15 protein-coding genes are annotated in these 15,496 nt (G+C 54.4%); 7 read left to right on the forward strand and 8 right to left on the reverse strand.

Annotated elements, in window-relative coordinates; genetic code table 11:
- Window positions 1–8: 8 nt before the first annotated feature.
- Window positions 9–1,034, forward strand: a complete 1,026-nt coding sequence (gene tdh, locus ICA20_RS00795) for an L-threonine 3-dehydrogenase (RefSeq protein ID WP_038635329.1) — start codon at window positions 9–11, stop codon at window positions 1,032–1,034.
- Between the two features lie 193 nt (window positions 1,035–1,227).
- The gene (locus ICA20_RS00800) at window positions 1,228–2,265 is read left to right on the forward strand and encodes a glycosyltransferase (RefSeq protein WP_038635327.1); all 1,038 of its coding nucleotides are present in this window, start codon (window positions 1,228–1,230) and stop codon (window positions 2,263–2,265) included.
- On the opposite strand, the gene ICA20_RS00805 is transcribed toward ICA20_RS00800, so the two are convergent.
- The 3 genes from ICA20_RS00805 to gpmM are packed head-to-tail and all read right to left on the reverse strand — an operon-like array spanning window position 2,266 to window position 6,033.
- Window positions 2,266–3,192 (reverse strand): divergent polysaccharide deacetylase family protein, encoded by a 927-nt coding sequence (locus ICA20_RS00805; protein WP_038635324.1) that lies wholly within the window; start codon window positions 3,190–3,192, stop codon window positions 2,266–2,268.
- 3 nt (window positions 3,193–3,195) lie between these two features.
- Complete coding sequence (envC, locus tag ICA20_RS00810) at window positions 3,196–4,455, reverse strand: murein hydrolase activator EnvC (RefSeq protein WP_230592282.1); 1,260 nt, start codon at window positions 4,453–4,455, stop codon at window positions 3,196–3,198.
- A 33-nt stretch (window positions 4,456–4,488) separates the two neighbouring features.
- Window positions 4,489–6,033: a 2,3-bisphosphoglycerate-independent phosphoglycerate mutase gene (gene gpmM, locus ICA20_RS00815; protein ID WP_038635319.1), complete on the reverse strand. Its 1,545-nt coding sequence runs from the start codon at window positions 6,031–6,033 to the stop codon at window positions 4,489–4,491.
- A gap of 247 nt (window positions 6,034–6,280) precedes the next feature.
- Here gpmM and ICA20_RS00820 point away from each other — a divergent pair, with 247 nt between their 5' ends.
- From ICA20_RS00820 to cysE, 5 genes are all read left to right on the forward strand, one after another.
- The gene (locus ICA20_RS00820; RefSeq protein WP_003024148.1) at window positions 6,281–6,712 is read left to right on the forward strand and encodes a rhodanese-like domain-containing protein; all 432 of its coding nucleotides are present in this window, start codon (window positions 6,281–6,283) and stop codon (window positions 6,710–6,712) included.
- 52 nt (window positions 6,713–6,764) lie between these two features.
- Window positions 6,765–7,016, forward strand: coding sequence for a glutaredoxin 3 (gene grxC / locus ICA20_RS00825; protein ID WP_003024152.1), 252 nt, complete (start codon window positions 6,765–6,767; stop codon window positions 7,014–7,016).
- A gap of 46 nt (window positions 7,017–7,062) precedes the next feature.
- The gene (secB, locus tag ICA20_RS00830; protein WP_038635313.1) at window positions 7,063–7,530 is read left to right on the forward strand and encodes a protein-export chaperone SecB; all 468 of its coding nucleotides are present in this window, start codon (window positions 7,063–7,065) and stop codon (window positions 7,528–7,530) included.
- Complete coding sequence (gene gpsA, locus ICA20_RS00835) at window positions 7,530–8,549, forward strand: NAD(P)H-dependent glycerol-3-phosphate dehydrogenase (protein WP_038635310.1); 1,020 nt, start codon at window positions 7,530–7,532, stop codon at window positions 8,547–8,549. Before secB ends, gpsA begins: the two co-directional genes overlap by 1 nt.
- A 77-nt stretch (window positions 8,550–8,626) precedes the next feature.
- Complete coding sequence (gene cysE / locus ICA20_RS00840; protein ID WP_016154965.1) at window positions 8,627–9,448, forward strand: serine O-acetyltransferase; 822 nt, start codon at window positions 8,627–8,629, stop codon at window positions 9,446–9,448.
- An 87-nt stretch (window positions 9,449–9,535) separates the two neighbouring features.
- Here cysE and trmL read toward each other — a convergent pair whose 3' ends face one another.
- The 5 genes from trmL to lldP all read right to left on the reverse strand — a co-directional run bounded on the left by trmL (window position 9,536) and on the right by lldP (window position 15,332).
- A complete protein-coding gene (trmL, locus tag ICA20_RS00845) occupies window positions 9,536–10,009 on the reverse strand; it encodes a tRNA (uridine(34)/cytosine(34)/5-carboxymethylaminomethyluridine(34)-2'-O)-methyltransferase TrmL (RefSeq protein WP_038635307.1) in 474 nt (157 codons plus the stop codon).
- Window positions 10,010–10,055: 46 nt separating this feature from the next.
- Complete coding sequence (locus tag ICA20_RS00850; protein ID WP_038635303.1) at window positions 10,056–11,396, reverse strand: aromatic acid/H+ symport family MFS transporter; 1,341 nt, start codon at window positions 11,394–11,396, stop codon at window positions 10,056–10,058.
- A 320-nt stretch (window positions 11,397–11,716) separates the two neighbouring features.
- On the reverse strand, window positions 11,717–12,907 hold the full coding sequence (lldD, locus tag ICA20_RS00855) for an FMN-dependent L-lactate dehydrogenase LldD (RefSeq protein WP_038635300.1): 1,191 nt from the start codon (window positions 12,905–12,907) through the stop codon (window positions 11,717–11,719).
- Window positions 12,904–13,680 carry a transcriptional regulator LldR gene (gene lldR / locus ICA20_RS00860; RefSeq protein ID WP_006687599.1) on the reverse strand — a complete coding sequence of 259 codons (777 nt, stop codon included), beginning with the start codon at window positions 13,678–13,680 and terminating at the stop codon, window positions 12,904–12,906. Before lldR ends, lldD begins: the two co-directional genes overlap by 4 nt.
- Window positions 13,677–15,332, reverse strand: coding sequence for an L-lactate permease (gene lldP, locus ICA20_RS00865; RefSeq protein WP_038635296.1), 1,656 nt, complete (start codon window positions 15,330–15,332; stop codon window positions 13,677–13,679). Before lldP ends, lldR begins: the two co-directional genes overlap by 4 nt.
- Between the last annotated feature and the right edge of the window lie 164 nt (window positions 15,333–15,496).

The following is a 15,496-nucleotide window of genomic DNA, read 5'->3' on the forward strand; positions in this document are numbered from 1 at the left end:
GATGTGAAATGAAAGCGTTATCCAAACTGAAAGCGGAAGAGGGCATTTGGATGACCGACGTTCCTGAACCGGAAGTCGGCCATAACGATTTGCTGATTAAAATCCGTAAAACAGCCATCTGCGGGACTGACGTTCACATTTATAACTGGGATGACTGGTCGCAAAAAACCATCCCGGTTCCGATGGTCGTGGGGCATGAATATGTCGGCGAAGTTGTTGGCATTGGTCAGGAAGTTAAAGGCTTTAAAATCGGCGATCGCGTTTCTGGCGAAGGTCATATCACCTGTGGGCATTGCCGTAACTGCCGCGGTGGGCGTACGCACCTGTGTCGCAATACAACCGGTGTCGGTGTAAACCGTCCTGGTTGTTTTGCACAATACCTGGTGATCCCAGCATTTAACGCGTTTAAAATCCCGGACAATATCTCCGATGATCTGGCGTCCATCTTCGATCCGTTCGGTAATGCGGTGCACACGGCGCTGTCGTTCGATCTGGTGGGAGAAGATGTGCTGGTATCCGGCGCGGGCCCAATCGGTATTATGGCGGCGGCGGTTGCGAAGCACGTTGGCGCACGCCACGTGGTGACCACCGACGTGAATGAGTATCGCCTTGAGCTGGCACGCAAAATGGGTATCACCCGCGCGGTCAACGTATCGAAAGAGAATCTGACCGACGTGATGGCTGAGCTGGGCATGACCGAAGGGTTTGATGTAGGCCTGGAGATGTCCGGTGCGCCGCCAGCGTTTCGCGCTATGCTGGATACCATGAACCACGGTGGCCGTATTGCTATGCTGGGTATTCCGCCATCTGATATGTCCATCGACTGGACTAAAGTTATCTTTAAGGGGCTGTTTATTAAAGGCATCTACGGTCGTGAGATGTTTGAAACCTGGTACAAAATGGCCGCTCTGATTCAGTCTGGTCTGGATTTGTCGCCAATTATCACCCATCGATTCTCCATCGATGAATTCCAGCAAGGCTTTGACGCGATGCGTTCAGGGCAGTCAGGGAAAGTGATCCTGAGCTGGGATTAACCGTATCCACGTAGTGGATTCTGCACGCCGTCCCCGGATGTTGACTATCGTTAACTCTCCGGGGATTTTTTTTGTTTGCTGCGCTCATTCGTCAGGCGCATTTTCCGCTAAAGGTTTGAGAAATTTTCTCTGAAGAATTACCGCTAAATATGTTAGAAATTGCCGTTAATTATACTGTTTGGCAGGATTTGATATGACCTATACCCCCGGCCTATTGAGCGTCATTATGCCGCTTTACAATACGGGTGAACCATTCATTGCGTGTATGGATTCGCTGATTGCGCAAACGTGGAAAAATCTGGAGATCATCATTGTTAATGATGGCTCTACGGATAACTCTGCACAGCTCGCACAGGCGTATGCGGATCGTTATCCGCACGTTCATCTACTGCATCAGCAGAACGGGGGAGTCTCAGCGGCGCGTAATACCGGCATGGAAGTCGCCAGGGGCGAGTACATCGCTTATGTTGACGGTGATGATATTGCTTATCCGGAAATGTATGAAACGTTGATGAAGATGGCGTTGCAGGACAATCTGGATGTTGCGCAATGCAACGCTGATTGGTGTATTGCCGAGACGGGTAAAACCTGGACATCTATTCCTACCGATCGAATTCGTTCTACCGGCGTGATGACCGGGCCAGATTGGTTACGCAAAGCGTTAGCCAGTCGTCGGTGGCGGCACGTTGTCTGGATGGGCGTTTACCGTCATCAGACCATCCGCGACGCAGGGCTGACCTTCCTGTCTGGCCTGCATCACCAGGATATCATCTGGACCACGGAGTTTATGTTTAATGCGAAACGCGCACGCTACACGGAAGTCCCATTGTACAAATACTTCCTGCACGGCGCGTCCGTGAGTCGTCTGCCGCGTACCGGGCTGAAGAACCTCGCCTATCAGCGTCACTACATCAAGATTACCCGCCTGCTCGACAAAATGAATCATGAGTACGCCGGGCGCATTCCCATTTACCCGGAATTCAAACAGCAGGTGATTTACGAAGCGCTACGCGTTTGTCATTGCATACGTAAAGAGCCGGACGAAAAAATCCGCCAGCGTATGATTGCTGAAGTATTTGTGTCGGGTATGTTCAAACGGATGGTGAGTAATATCTGCAGCGTTAAGCTGGGTTATCAGGTGCTGCTGTGGGCCATCCGCTTTAGCCAGTGGCGCGATAAATCACTGACGCCGCGCCGCCTGGCCCATTTAACGTTGGATCTTAACGACTGATTATTGCCAGCCCTGCCACTGCAGGCGCATATATTGCACCAGCGTGCTTTGGGCGATGCTTTCACCGAGTACGGTGAAGTATCGACTGGCGTAAATGGGTTCTAACGGCTGTTTCGGTTTGCACAATTTCACACCGCGGAAAGGATTACGCGGTGCGCCGTTATTCGGTTGCGTGAGGTTAGTAGGTCTGGAGGTATCGACCTGCGGTTCATTGAGCAGGCTGCCCGGACGAACCAGCGTAATATCGGCTGGCAGATTATAAAGCATCTGCTGTAATACTCGCACCGTGGAAGGATGAGGGTGTCCAATGGCGATCGCTGAGCCGTTGCGGCGCGCAAGATCGACGGCGCGAGTAAACTGACGACGAATGTCAGCTTCATTTTGCGTGTCATCCAGGAAGACTTTGCGTTTGATGACCTTCACACCGGTTCCTGACGCTGCGCGCATGGCCTGGCTGTTGCCGATGGTCATGCTGTCCAGAAAGTAGAGATCGTAACGTTCCAGCGCCTGCATCACCTTCTGCATGCCAAACAGGCTGGAAGTCATCGCACTGCCCATATGGTTGTTCAGCCCCACGGCATTCGGCACTTTGCTTACCGCGTCGCGAATAATGCGTTCAATCTCTTCGCTGCTCATTTCCGGGCGCAAAGTATCTTTCTCTAACGGTTGTTTGCTCAGCGGCGCCATCGGCAGATGGATTAACACCTCATGCCCACTGTTATGCGCTTTAATCGCCATTTCACGCGCATGTGGAGCATTGGGTAAAACGGCAACGGAGATGGTGGAAGGCATCGCCAGTACCTGATTTTCAGTTTGTGGACGATAGCCGAAATCATCAATAACGATGGCGAGTTTGCCAGCAAAAACAGGTGTTGCGAAGGCCAGCACGCTGGCAAGAGAGAGTAATAGACGACGAAATTGAGGCAAAACTTATCTTCCCAACCACGGCTGTGGATTGACCGCCTGACCCTGGCGACGAATTTCGAAATAGAGTGCCGGCCTGCCCTGACCGCCGCTGCTACCCACAAGCGCAATAGGCTGCCCGGCGCGAACCTGCGTACCGACGCTGACCAACGCGCTCTGGTTATAACCGTACAGGCTCATATCGCCTTTACCGTGCTCAACCACGACGACCAGACCATAGCCCTGCAACCAGTCCGCCAGAATGACGCGACCATCGGCAATGGCTTTAACTTCGGTGCCTTCGGATGCGCCAATAACCATACCCTTCCAACGTAGCTCACCTTGCAGTTGTTCGCCATAACGATGCAGCGTTGGGCCGCGAACAGGCCAGAATGCCTGGCCGCGCGGCGATCCCAGGCCGCCGGTACGGGACATCAGTGATTTTTCACTTTCGGTCGGCTTGTAGGTCGAGCCTTTTCGTGACGCATACTTCTGCTTATCACGTACGGCCTGCGCCTCGCGCGCTTCACGTTCCGCGCGCGCTTTGGCCGCGGCTTCAGCGCGAGCAATGCTGTTGCGTAGACGGGATTCGTTAGCGCGCATTTCGCCCAGTTGCTGCTGGCCCTGTTGAATCGATGACTCCAGACCCGACAGTGTTTTCTGACGTTCGTTACGCGCCTGCTCCAGCTTAGCCTGCTGAGCGCGTTGTTCGTACAGCAGGGTCTGCTGTTCGCTCTGCTTATCTTCCAGCTCGGCTTTTTGTGAGTCGACCTCTTCGCGGGTTTGTTTCAGCTGCGCGATAGTTTCTTGCCGCGCCTGGTTCAGGTAGCCGAAATAGGCCTGCAGACGCTGTCCGCGCTGGCTTTCTTCGCCGCTAAGGATGAGCTGAAGACCGGTGTGTTCACCCTGGCGAAACGCGGCGTCTAACTGGGCTGCCAGGCTGCGCTCTTGCGCTGCCCGCTGTTTTTCCAGCTTCGCGAGCGCGGCGTTCATCTCAGCGATTTGTGCGTTCAGCTGTGCCAGTGAGTTTTGCGTTTCGCGCAGTTGCCTTGCGGCGACGGCAATGGCCTGCTCCTGAGCTTTAAGCTGAGCGAGGAGAGTGGAACGTTGTTGTTGCTGTTGGCGTACCGCGCGTTCTTTTGCCGCGATATCGGCCTGAATAGATTTGAGCTGATCGCGTTCGTCCGCGTGGGCGGAAAAGGCGCACAGCAATACGCCAGCGCTAAGCGCGCTGGCGTAGAACAAGGGCCTGACTGAAAACTTTGGCAGTTTCACGGCCCGAGTGATGGTATTAATCGCCTTTCCCCTCATGGGGAGGGATTATTCCACGATGAACAGCGGCTTACCAGTCATCTCTTGCGGGATTTCCATACCCATCAGCGTCAGCATCGTTGGGGCGATATCTGAAAGTTTACCGCCTTCGACCGCTTTAACGTTTTTACCACCGACATAAATCAGCGGAACCGGCAGGTTGGTATGCGCGGTATGCGCCTGACCAGTAGACGGATCGCGCATTTGCTCTGCGTTACCGTGGTCTGCGGTGATCAGCAGCTGTCCGCCAACGGATTCAACGGCTTTCGCTACCTGCTCAACGCAATGGTCCAGCGCTTCAACCGCTTTAACCGCTGCATCCATCACGCCGGTGTGGCCAACCATGTCGCCGTTCGGGTAGTTACAAATGATGGTGTCGTATTTACCGCTCTCAATCGCTGCAACCAGCTTCTCGGTCAGTTCAGCAGAGCTCATTTCCGGCTGCAGATCGTAGGTCGCGACTTTCGGCGAGTTGATCAGGATACGGTCTTCGCCTGTGAACGGCTCTTCTACGCCGCCGTTGAAGAAGAAGGTTACGTGCGCATATTTTTCGGTTTCGGAAATACGCAGCTGCGTTTTTTCGTTCTTCGCCATCCACTCGCCGAAGGTGTTGGCCAAAGATGCTGGTGGGTAAGCCACCGCAGTTTTGATGTCGGCCGCGTATTCCGTCAGCATCACAAAGTTGAGGTTAACGACTTTCTTACGGGCGAAGCCATCGAAGTCAGCGTTAACGAATGCGCGAGTGATTTCACGCGCACGGTCAGCACGGAAGTTCATGAAAATCAGCGTATCGCCGTCTTCCATAGCAGCTTCTGCCTGACCTTCGGCACGGATCACGGTCGCTTTGACGAATTCGTCGTTCTCGTCGCGGGCATAAGCAGCCTGCAGGCCTTCAACCGCCGTAGCGAACTGGAACTCGCCCTTCGCCAGCGTCATCAGATCGTAAGCCTGTTCTACGCGATCCCAACGGTTGTCGCGGTCCATAGCGTAGTAACGACCGATGATGGAGGCTACGCGACCTTTGCCCAGCGCGGCAAATTTCTCTTCGAATTTCTGCAGTGAATGTTCAGCGCTGCGCGGCGGGGTATCACGACCATCAAGGAAAGCGTGCAGATAAATTTTTTCGGCACCACGTTCAGCGGCCAGTTCTACCATCGCCATGATGTGATCTTCGTGGCTGTGAACGCCGCCAGCAGAGAGCAGACCCATGATGTGTACCGCTTTTCCGGCATTTTTTGCCTGGTCGACCGCGTGGGTCAGCACTGGGTTAGCGAAGAACGTACGCTCTTTGATTTCGACATCCAGACGGGTAAGGTCCTGATACACGATACGGCCCGCTCCCAGGTTGACGTGACCCACTTCGGAGTTGCCCATCTGGCGATCGGGCAGGCCGACTTCCAGACCAGACGCATCAATCAGGGTATGCGGACGTTTTGCCCACAGCGCATCCATTACCGGGGTTTTAGCAGTAAAAATGGCGTTATCCTGGCTGTCTTCGCGATAGCCGTAGCCATCCAGAATCACCAGTACCATAGGTTTTTTAGAAACCGACATTGCGACAACCTCACACTCATAGATAAAAAATAATTGCGTAATTTTACTACAGCTGAATCGATAAAGTAGCCCCCGAAGATCAAATAATGGGGGATCGCGTGCCAGGGGGAACACCGATTTACATTTTTTTTTCCGTAGCGCCCCGCAAAAATGCAATCCAATGCACGCTCTGGCTGTATTTGCGCCAACGCGCAGGTATACTCCTTTCCTGGTTTTTTTAATCACTAGTCGGGAGTTGTTACCCCCCATGCAAGAAATTATGCAATTTGTTAGTCGCCACCCTGTCTTGAGTATCGCCTGGATTGCGTTACTGGCGGCTGTATTATTTACCACGTTTAAGAGCCTGACCTCAAAAGTGAAGGTGATTACTCGCGGCGAAGCTACACGTCTCATCAATAAAGAAGACGCCGTTGTTGTGGATTTACGCCAGCGCGACGACTTCCGCAAAGGCCATATCGCAGGCTCCACTAACCTGCTGCCGAGCGAAATCAAAGCCAACAATTTTGGCGAGCTTGAAAAACACAAAAACAAACCTGTGATTGTGGTTGATGGTTCAGGCATGCAGTGCCAGGATTCAGCAACTGCGCTGATTAAAGCCGGTTTTGAGCAGGTATCCGTACTGAAAGACGGCGTAGCGGGCTGGAGTGGTGAGAATCTGCCACTGGTTCGCGGCAAGTAATTTACCCGTCTTCTTTCATGCCGCAGGGTAAAAAGAACACTGGAGATAAGTCATGGCCAATATTGAGATCTACACCAAAGCAACCTGCCCGTTTTGCCATCGTGCAAAAGCGCTGTTGAACAGCAAGGGTGTGAGTTTCCAGGAACTTCCGATTGACGGCGATGCCGTAAAGCGTGAAGAGATGATCAAACGCAGTGGCCGTACGACGGTTCCGCAGATTTTTATTGATGCACAGCACATTGGCGGTTGTGACGACTTGTATGCGTTGGATGCGCGTGGTGGACTGGATCCCCTGCTGCGATAAGGCGTACTGAAAGTATTTAAAGGACAACACTAAGGGTTTTCTAAACATGTCAGAACAAAATAACACTGAAATGGCTTTCCAGATCCAACGTATCTATACCAAGGATGTATCTTTCGAAGCGCCAAATGCACCACATGTTTTCCAGAAAGATTGGCAGCCAGAGGTTAAACTTGATCTTGATACCGCATCTACCCAACTGGCAGATGACGTGTATGAAGTCGTGCTGCGTGTCACCGTAACGGCTGCTCTTGGCGAAGAAACGGCGTTCCTGTGTGAAGTTCAGCAGGGCGGTATTTTCTCCATCAGCGGTATCGAAGGGACTCAGATGGCGCATTGCCTCGGCGCATACTGCCCGAACATTCTGTTCCCGTATGCCCGCGAATGCATCACTAGCCTGGTTTCACGCGGTACGTTCCCGCAACTGAACCTTGCGCCGGTCAACTTTGATGCGCTGTTCATGAACTATTTACAGCAGCAGGCTGGCGAAGGTACTGAAGAACATCAGGATGCCTGATGAACCAACGTAATGCTTCAATGACTGTGATTGGTGCCGGCTCGTACGGCACCGCTCTTGCCATTACCCTGGCAAGAAATGGCCATCAGGTTGTCCTGTGGGGCCATGATCCAAAACATATCGCGACCCTTGAGCACGATCGCTGCAACGTCGCGTTCCTCCCTGATGTGCCTTTTCCCGACACGCTGCGCCTGGAAAGTGACTTAGCCACTGCGCTGGCCGCCAGCCGTAATATTCTGGTGGTGGTGCCGAGCCACGTCTTTGGCGAAGTGCTGCGTAACATCAAACCGCTGATGCGTCCTGATGCGCGTCTGGTCTGGGCGACAAAAGGTCTGGAAGCGGAAACAGGGCGTCTGTTGCAGGATGTGGCGCGTGAAGCGCTGGGGGATTCTATTCCGCTGGCGGTCATCTCCGGCCCGACGTTCGCCAAAGAGCTGGCGGCGGGTATGCCGACGGCGATTTCTCTGGCCTCAACGGATGATACTTTTGCTGACGATCTCCAGCAGTTGCTGCACTGCGGCAAAAGCTTTCGCGTTTACAGCAACCCGGATTTCATTGGCGTGCAGCTTGGCGGCGCGGTGAAAAACGTCATTGCGATTGGCGCGGGAATGTCCGACGGCATCGGTTTTGGCGCCAATGCGCGAACCGCATTGATCACCCGTGGACTGACCGAAATGTCGCGTCTTGGCGCGGCGCTGGGTGCCGATCCTGCCACCTTTATGGGGATGGCGGGTTTAGGCGATCTGGTGCTGACCTGTACCGACAACCAATCGCGCAACCGTCGATTTGGCATGATGCTCGGCCAGGGGATGGACGTGCAGGGGGCGCAGGACAAGATTGGTCAGGTGGTGGAAGGCTACCGCAATACGAAAGAAGTTCGTGAATTGGCGCACCGTTTTGGTGTTGAGATGCCAATAACCGAGGAAATTTATCAAGTATTGTATTGCGGAAAAAATGCGCGCGAGGCAGCATTAACGTTATTAGGCCGTGCACGCAAGGATGAGCTGAGCCGCCACTAGCTGTAAGGAACTGTTGAATATAACGACCCGGCCCGCGAAGAACGGGTCGGTCGTTTTGCTACCTTCTGGAGTACGCAATGCCGTGTGAAGAACTGGATATCGTCTGGAAAAACATTAAAGCGGAAGCCCGGGCACTGGCGGAATGTGAGCCTATGCTGGCCAGTTTTTACCACGCAACGCTGCTCAAGCATGAAAACCTCGGTAGCGCGCTGAGCTATATGCTGGCGAATAAGCTCGCGTCTCCAATCATGCCTGCCATTGCGATTCGCGAAGTTGTGGAAGAGGCCTACGCGGCCGATCCCGAAATGATTGCTTCGGCGGCTTGTGATATCCAGGCGGTACGCACGCGCGACCCGGCCGTCGACAAATATTCCACCCCACTTCTGTATCTGAAGGGCTTTCATGCGCTTCAGGCCTATCGCATCGGCCACTGGCTATGGCATCAGGGGCGTCAGGCGCTGGCAATCTTCCTGCAAAATCAGGTATCTGTTTCTTTCCAGGTAGATATTCATCCGGCGGCAAAAATTGGCCGTGGGATTATGCTCGATCACGCCACCGGTATTGTGGTGGGTGAAACCGCTGTGATTGAAAATGACGTCTCTATTTTGCAATCCGTTACGCTTGGCGGGACCGGTAAAGCGGGCGGCGATCGTCATCCAAAAATTCGTGAAGGGGTGATGATTGGCGCGGGCGCGAAAATTCTCGGCAACATTGAAGTCGGGCGCGGCGCGAAGATTGGCGCGGGTTCCGTCGTTTTACAACCCGTACCGCCACATACTACCGCCGCAGGCGTCCCGGCACGCATTGTCGGCAAGCCTGACAGCGATAAGCCGTCCATGGATATGGATCAGCATTTCAATGGGATACATCATACGTTCGAATACGGCGATGGCATCTGATTTCGAGCCATGCCCGGTGGCGCTGCGTTTACCGGGCCTACGTGGGATTTGTAGGCCGGATAAGGCGTAGCCGCCATCCGACACAAATTAACTGCGTAATACCGCGCCGGGATATCCCAGTTGGCGCCAGGCTTCATACACCACCACTGACACCGCATTTGACAGGTTCATGCTACGACTGTCCGGCATCATCGGAATACGAATTTTTTGTTCGGTCGGCAGAGCGTCGAGGATACTGGCTGGCAGACCGCGTGTTTCCGGGCCAAACATAAGATAATCCCCATCCTGATAACTTACTGCGCTGTGCGCTGGCGTACCTTTGGTGGTCAGGGCAAACAGACGCTGCGGGTTTTCTGCGGCGACGAAGGCGGCGTAATCAGGGTGGCGCAGCACAGCGGTAAATTCATGGTAATCCAGGCCTGCGCGACGCAGGCGCTTGTCGTCCCAGGTAAAGCCCATTGGCTCAATAATATGCAGACGAAAGCCGGTATTGGCACAAAGACGGATAATATTGCCGGTATTTGGCGGGATTTCTGGTTCGAATAAAACGATGTTAAGCATACTGCCCCCTTAATAACGGGGGGCAGAATAGCAGAAACAGCGGGTACTATGCGACGGTCAGCGCGCGCGGTTTATAGCGTTGCAGCTTGTAAATCGTGGCCGCAGCTGCCAGTAGCGCGGGAAGGCTAAGGAACATTAAGATACTATCAGCCTGCCATTGCAGGGAAAGCAACTGGGCGCTCATCATCGTTCCGGCCACGCCGCCGAATCGACCCACGCCCTGCATCCACGCGATACCCGTCGCGCGGCAGTGGGTAGGATAGAACGTTGCGGCCAGCGTCTGCAGCCCGGATTGCGCACCGTTCATGGTAATCCCCATCAGGAAGATCAGGGCGCCGAACAGGATGATATGGTTATGCTCAAACCCGAGGGCGAGGGCAAACAGCATCGTCAGAATAAAGCCGAGTGATACCACTTTATGTGCTTCCCAGCGATCCATTAACCAACCGGCCAGCAGGATCCCGGCCGTACCGCCGAAGGTAAACAGCGAAGTTAACCAGGCCGATTCCGCCAGTGGATAGCCCATGCCCAACATCAGGGTGGGCATCCAGCTCAGCAGTACGTAATAGATAACCAGCCCCATAAAGTAGGTCATCCACAGCATCAGCGTGCCCGGCAGCCAGGGCATACTGAACAACTGCGCCACGCTGCCTTTTTTGACCGTAACCTTGTCTTCATCCAAATAAAACTGGGTGACCTGTTCCAGACTGCCCGACATAAAGCGTTGGGCAATACGTTTCACCTGCGCAACGCTTTTGCCACGGTGCACCAAATACTTAACCGACTCCGGCAGGAACAGCACCAACAGCACGGTGAGCGTCAGTGGGGCGATTGCGCCAGCGAGCAGCACGCTGTGCCAGCCGTAGTTGGGGATCAGCCAGGACGAGATGACGCCACCGCCCGCAGCCCCTAATGGAAAGCCGCAATACATGGTGTTTATTGCCATCGAACGGCAGCGTTTGGGCGCAAATTCTGACACCAGGGTAATGGCATTGGGCATTGCTGCGCCGAGTCCAAGCCCGGTGAGGAAGCGCCAGAACGTTAACATATTCAGCGTCTGTGCATAGGCGGTGCCGAGACTGGCGAGGCCAAAGAACAGGCAGGAAAAGACCAGTACGCGCTTACGGCCCATCCGATCGGAAATCGGTCCGGCTAATAATGCGCCAAATGAGAGACCCAATAATGCGGCGCTTAAAACAGGCCCGAGATCCTGCTTCTGGATGCCCCAGTCAGCAGAGAGCGTGGGCGCAATATAACCCATCGCCGCCGTATCGAAGCCGTCAATGGCTAACACCAGAAAGCCCAGGACAATAATCACCCAATGAAAGCGTGAAAAAGGACTGTCGTCTATCGCCTGCTGGATATTCACTTTACCGGAATAAGCCATGTCACCCTCGCCCGTTATGATGGTTGTTATCTACCCGTCATACTTCAAGCTGCATGTGCGTTGGCTTTCCTCGCTCACCCCAGTCACGTACTTATGTACGCTCCTGAGATTCGCTGCGTTGCCGCCTTCCTGCAGCTCGAATTATTTGGGTATCTGTATAAAATGTCCTTGTATTAGCTTGTATATACATTTGGCAGTTGGATAAAAAGTTGTCAAATATATTGGTTGTAAATGTTAACTGGTCGTTATTTTTGCATAAAAAATGGTCGGACTGAGAACAGGCCGACCATGCAGAAAACGCGATTTTACGGGGGAGAGTGTTACGCTGCGCTACCCTGGGCCAGAGGCGCTAATGCAGCAGGCAGGTTCTTACCCAGCTCCTGTACCAGTGAATCGCGGCTGATTTCGCTAATCGATTTCGCACCGGTTAAGGTCATCGCCACCTTCATCTCTTTCTCGATCAGGTTCAACAGGTTTGCCACACCGGCCTGGCCGTGGGTTGCGAGTGCGTACAGATAAGCACGCCCCAGCAGCACGCTATCTGCGCCCAGCGCAATCATGCGCACAACGTCCAGACCGTTACGGATCCCGCTGTCTGCCAGAATAGTGATATCGCCTTTCACCGCATCGGCAATGGCGGGCAGCGCGCGAGCAGAAGACAGCACACCATCTAACTGGCGGCCACCATGGTTAGAAACAACAATGCCATCCGCGCCAAAACGGACGGCATCGCGGGCATCTTCCGGATCGAGGATCCCTTTGATCACCATCGGGCCATCCCAGAATTCGCGGATCCACTCAAGGTCTTTCCACGAAATTGACGGATCGAAGTTATTCGCCAGCCAGCCAATGTAATCCTCAAGGCCGGTAGGTTTGCCAAGATAGGTTGAGATATTGCCTAAGTCATGTGGGCGACCATTCAGGCCCACGTCCCATGCCCACTGCGGATGCGTAACCGCTTGCCAGTAACGACGCAGCGCGGCATTGGGACCGCTCATACCGGAATGGGCGTCACGGTAGCGTGCGCCCGGCGTAGGCATATCGACGGTAAAGACCAACGTGGAGCAGCCCGCCGCTTTGGCGCGTTCCAGCGCGTTGCGCATAAAACCACGATCGCGCAGAACATATAACTGGAACCACATCGGACGCTTGATGGTCGGAGCGACTTCTTCAATTGGACATACGGAAACCGTGGAAAGCGTAAACGGAATGCCTTTGGCGTCAGCGGCAGCGGCGGCCTGCACTTCTCCCCGACGCGCATACATTCCGCACAGGCCGACAGGCGCGAGGGCCACGGGCATGGAGAGCGTTTCGTTGAACAGCTTTGTCTCGAGGCTCAGATCGGACATATTCTTCAGCACACGTTGGCGCAGCGCCACTTCCGACAGGTCTTCGACGTTACGGCGCAGAGTGCGCTCGGCATATGCGCCGCCGTCAATGTAGTGGAACAAGAACGGGGGCAAAATACGTTGGGCGGCGGCGCGATAGTCGCTGGCGGCTGAAATAATCATGTGTTGTTCTCCCTGCTATTCTCACCAGGGTCACCTGGCAGGCGGGTGATACGCGCCTGGCGGGCCTGATCTTCATCAAATTGTTTAATCGTGGTGTGGACAAAGCTGAGGTGCGCCATCATGGCCTTACGTGCGCCATCGGCATCACCGGCGACAATGGCGTCCAGCACGGCCTGATGTTGTTCTGTAAGCTGTGAAAATACGGGCGGCACAAGGTACATACGTTGGCGGCTCTGTTTAACCGAAGACTGCAATACGTCGAAGAAACCGCGCATGGTCTGTAACAGCACCACGTTATGCGAGGCTTCCGCAATGGCGAGATGAAAGCGCACGTCCGCTTGCGAAGCGAGATCCGGATCTTCGCTCTGCGTGGCCTCGAAACAGAGTCTGATCTTCTCTTTGTCGGCGCTGGTGGCCCGCATGGCTGCGTGCCAGGCGGTACTGGCTTCAATGGCGTGGCGGGCTTCCAGAATATCGAAGCTGTAATCAGGATCGTCCGCCATCAAGGATTTCAGCGGCTGAACGATGTTTTGTTCAGACCAGGCTTCATGCTGCCAGCGAACAAACGTCCCGCCGCCGCGACGGCTGATTAACACGCCTTCACTCACCAGCTTTGCTAACGCCTCGCGCAGCGAGTTGCGCGATACGCCGAGCTGTACGGCCAACTGGCGCTCAGCGGGCAACTTCATGCCCGCCTCCAGCTGTTGTTCTTCAATCAGCGCCCGCACACGAGAAGCGACTTCGTCGGACAGGCGTCTGGGCATCACAATCATGGAATCATCCAGGTTAAGACATAGGCCTGCAGGGTGGTAATCACTCCCACCATGCAGGTGAAAATCAGGCTATGTTTCACGGTAAAGCGGAACAGATCAGACTCTTTCCCCACTAATCCCACTGCCGCACAGGCGATAGCGATAGATTGTGGAGAGATCATCTTGCCGGTCACGCCGCCGGTGGTATTTGCCGCCACCATCAGCACATCCGAAACGCCGATTTGCTGAGCCGCGGTGGCCTGCAGGGCGGCAAACAGGGCGTTAGATGAGGTATCGGACCCGGTCAGGAATACCCCCAGCCAGCCGAGGAACGGCGAGAAGAAAGTAAACGCGCTGCCGGTGTGCGCCAGGGCCAACGCCAGGGTTGATGAAAGCCCCGAGTAGTTAGAGATAAATGCGAATGCCAGCACCATCCCGATGGAATAGATCGGTAGCGCCAGATCTTTCAGCGTGTTGCCAAAGGTCTGCAGCGCAGCGGACGGCTTCATCTTCAGCCAGACGATAGACAGCAGGGCGGCAAACAGAATCGCGGTACCGGTCGCGGAGAACCAGTCAAATTTGTACACTGCCGCGTAGGCTGTGGCTTCGTGTACGACTGGCGGCATGCGGGCTACCAGCTTGTCGAGGAACGGAACCGGAACATTCACTACCCAGTGGTACATTGCGCCACCCGGCGCAAACAGCGCTTTAAACGGTGGTATGCTCCACAGCGTGACGGTGGCTGTCAGGAACAGGAATGGGGACCAGGCGCGGATGATTTGCCCCGCAGTGTAGCGGGTGCGCGACAGGTCCATATCGACCTGCGAAGCGCCCATGTCGCCGAAGCGGAAGATACGTACCGGCTGCCAGCGTTTCAGGAACAGCGTCAGACACACCAGTGAGACCAGCGAAGAGATAATGTCCGGCAGTTCCGGCCCAATAAAGTTCGAGCTGAGGTATTGGGCGATAGCAAACGAGCCGCCAGCGACCATTACCGCAGGCCAGGTTTCTTTCACGCCGCGCCAGCCATCCATAATCGCCATAATCCAGAACAGCACGATAATCGTCAGGAACGGCAACTGACGACCGACCATCTGGCCAATCTCAAAGCTGTCCAGTCCGGTAACCTGGCCGGCAACCAGAATCGGAATGCCCATTGCGCCAAAGGCGACCGGCGCGGTATTCACGATCAGGCACAACCCCGCCGCATACAGCGGGTTAAAGCCAAGCCCCACCAGCAGCGCGGCGGTAATGGCGACCGGCGCGCCAAAGCCAGCTGCACCTTCAAGGAATGCCCCAAAGGAGAAACCAACGATCAGCATTTGCAGACGCTGGTCTGGGGTAATGGAGAGTATTGATGAACGGATGATGTCGAACTGCCCGGTTTTTACCGAGATTTTATAGACGAATACCGCTGCGATGATTATCCAGGCAATCGGCCACAGACCATAAAAGAAGCCGTACACCACCGAGGCCAGAGCGTGATCGACCGGCATTTTGTAGAACAGTAGGGCGACAGCCAGAGCAATCACCACCGTCCATGACGCCGCAACATAGCCTTTCAGCTTGAGCTTAATCAGGGCGAAGAAAAAGAACAGGATTGGGAGCGATGCGATCAGACTGGAAAGCCAGATGTTACCGGCTGGATCGTAGTTCTGTTGCCAGAGATTCATTGCAGGTCTCCTGGGGGCCTCAGACATAATGAAATGAGTCTTTGCTCATCTCTTCGTCACATTATGTGTAAAAGTGGCCCTGCCAATATTGTTGTGTAGGGGTAATGACAATGAATGGTTAATCAGATGTTATTTATTGGCAACGGTATTGTACGCGAATTTTA

Source organism: Citrobacter sp. C5_2 (assembly GCF_014596845.2).
GTDB lineage: Bacteria > Pseudomonadota > Gammaproteobacteria > Enterobacterales > Enterobacteriaceae > Citrobacter > Citrobacter werkmanii.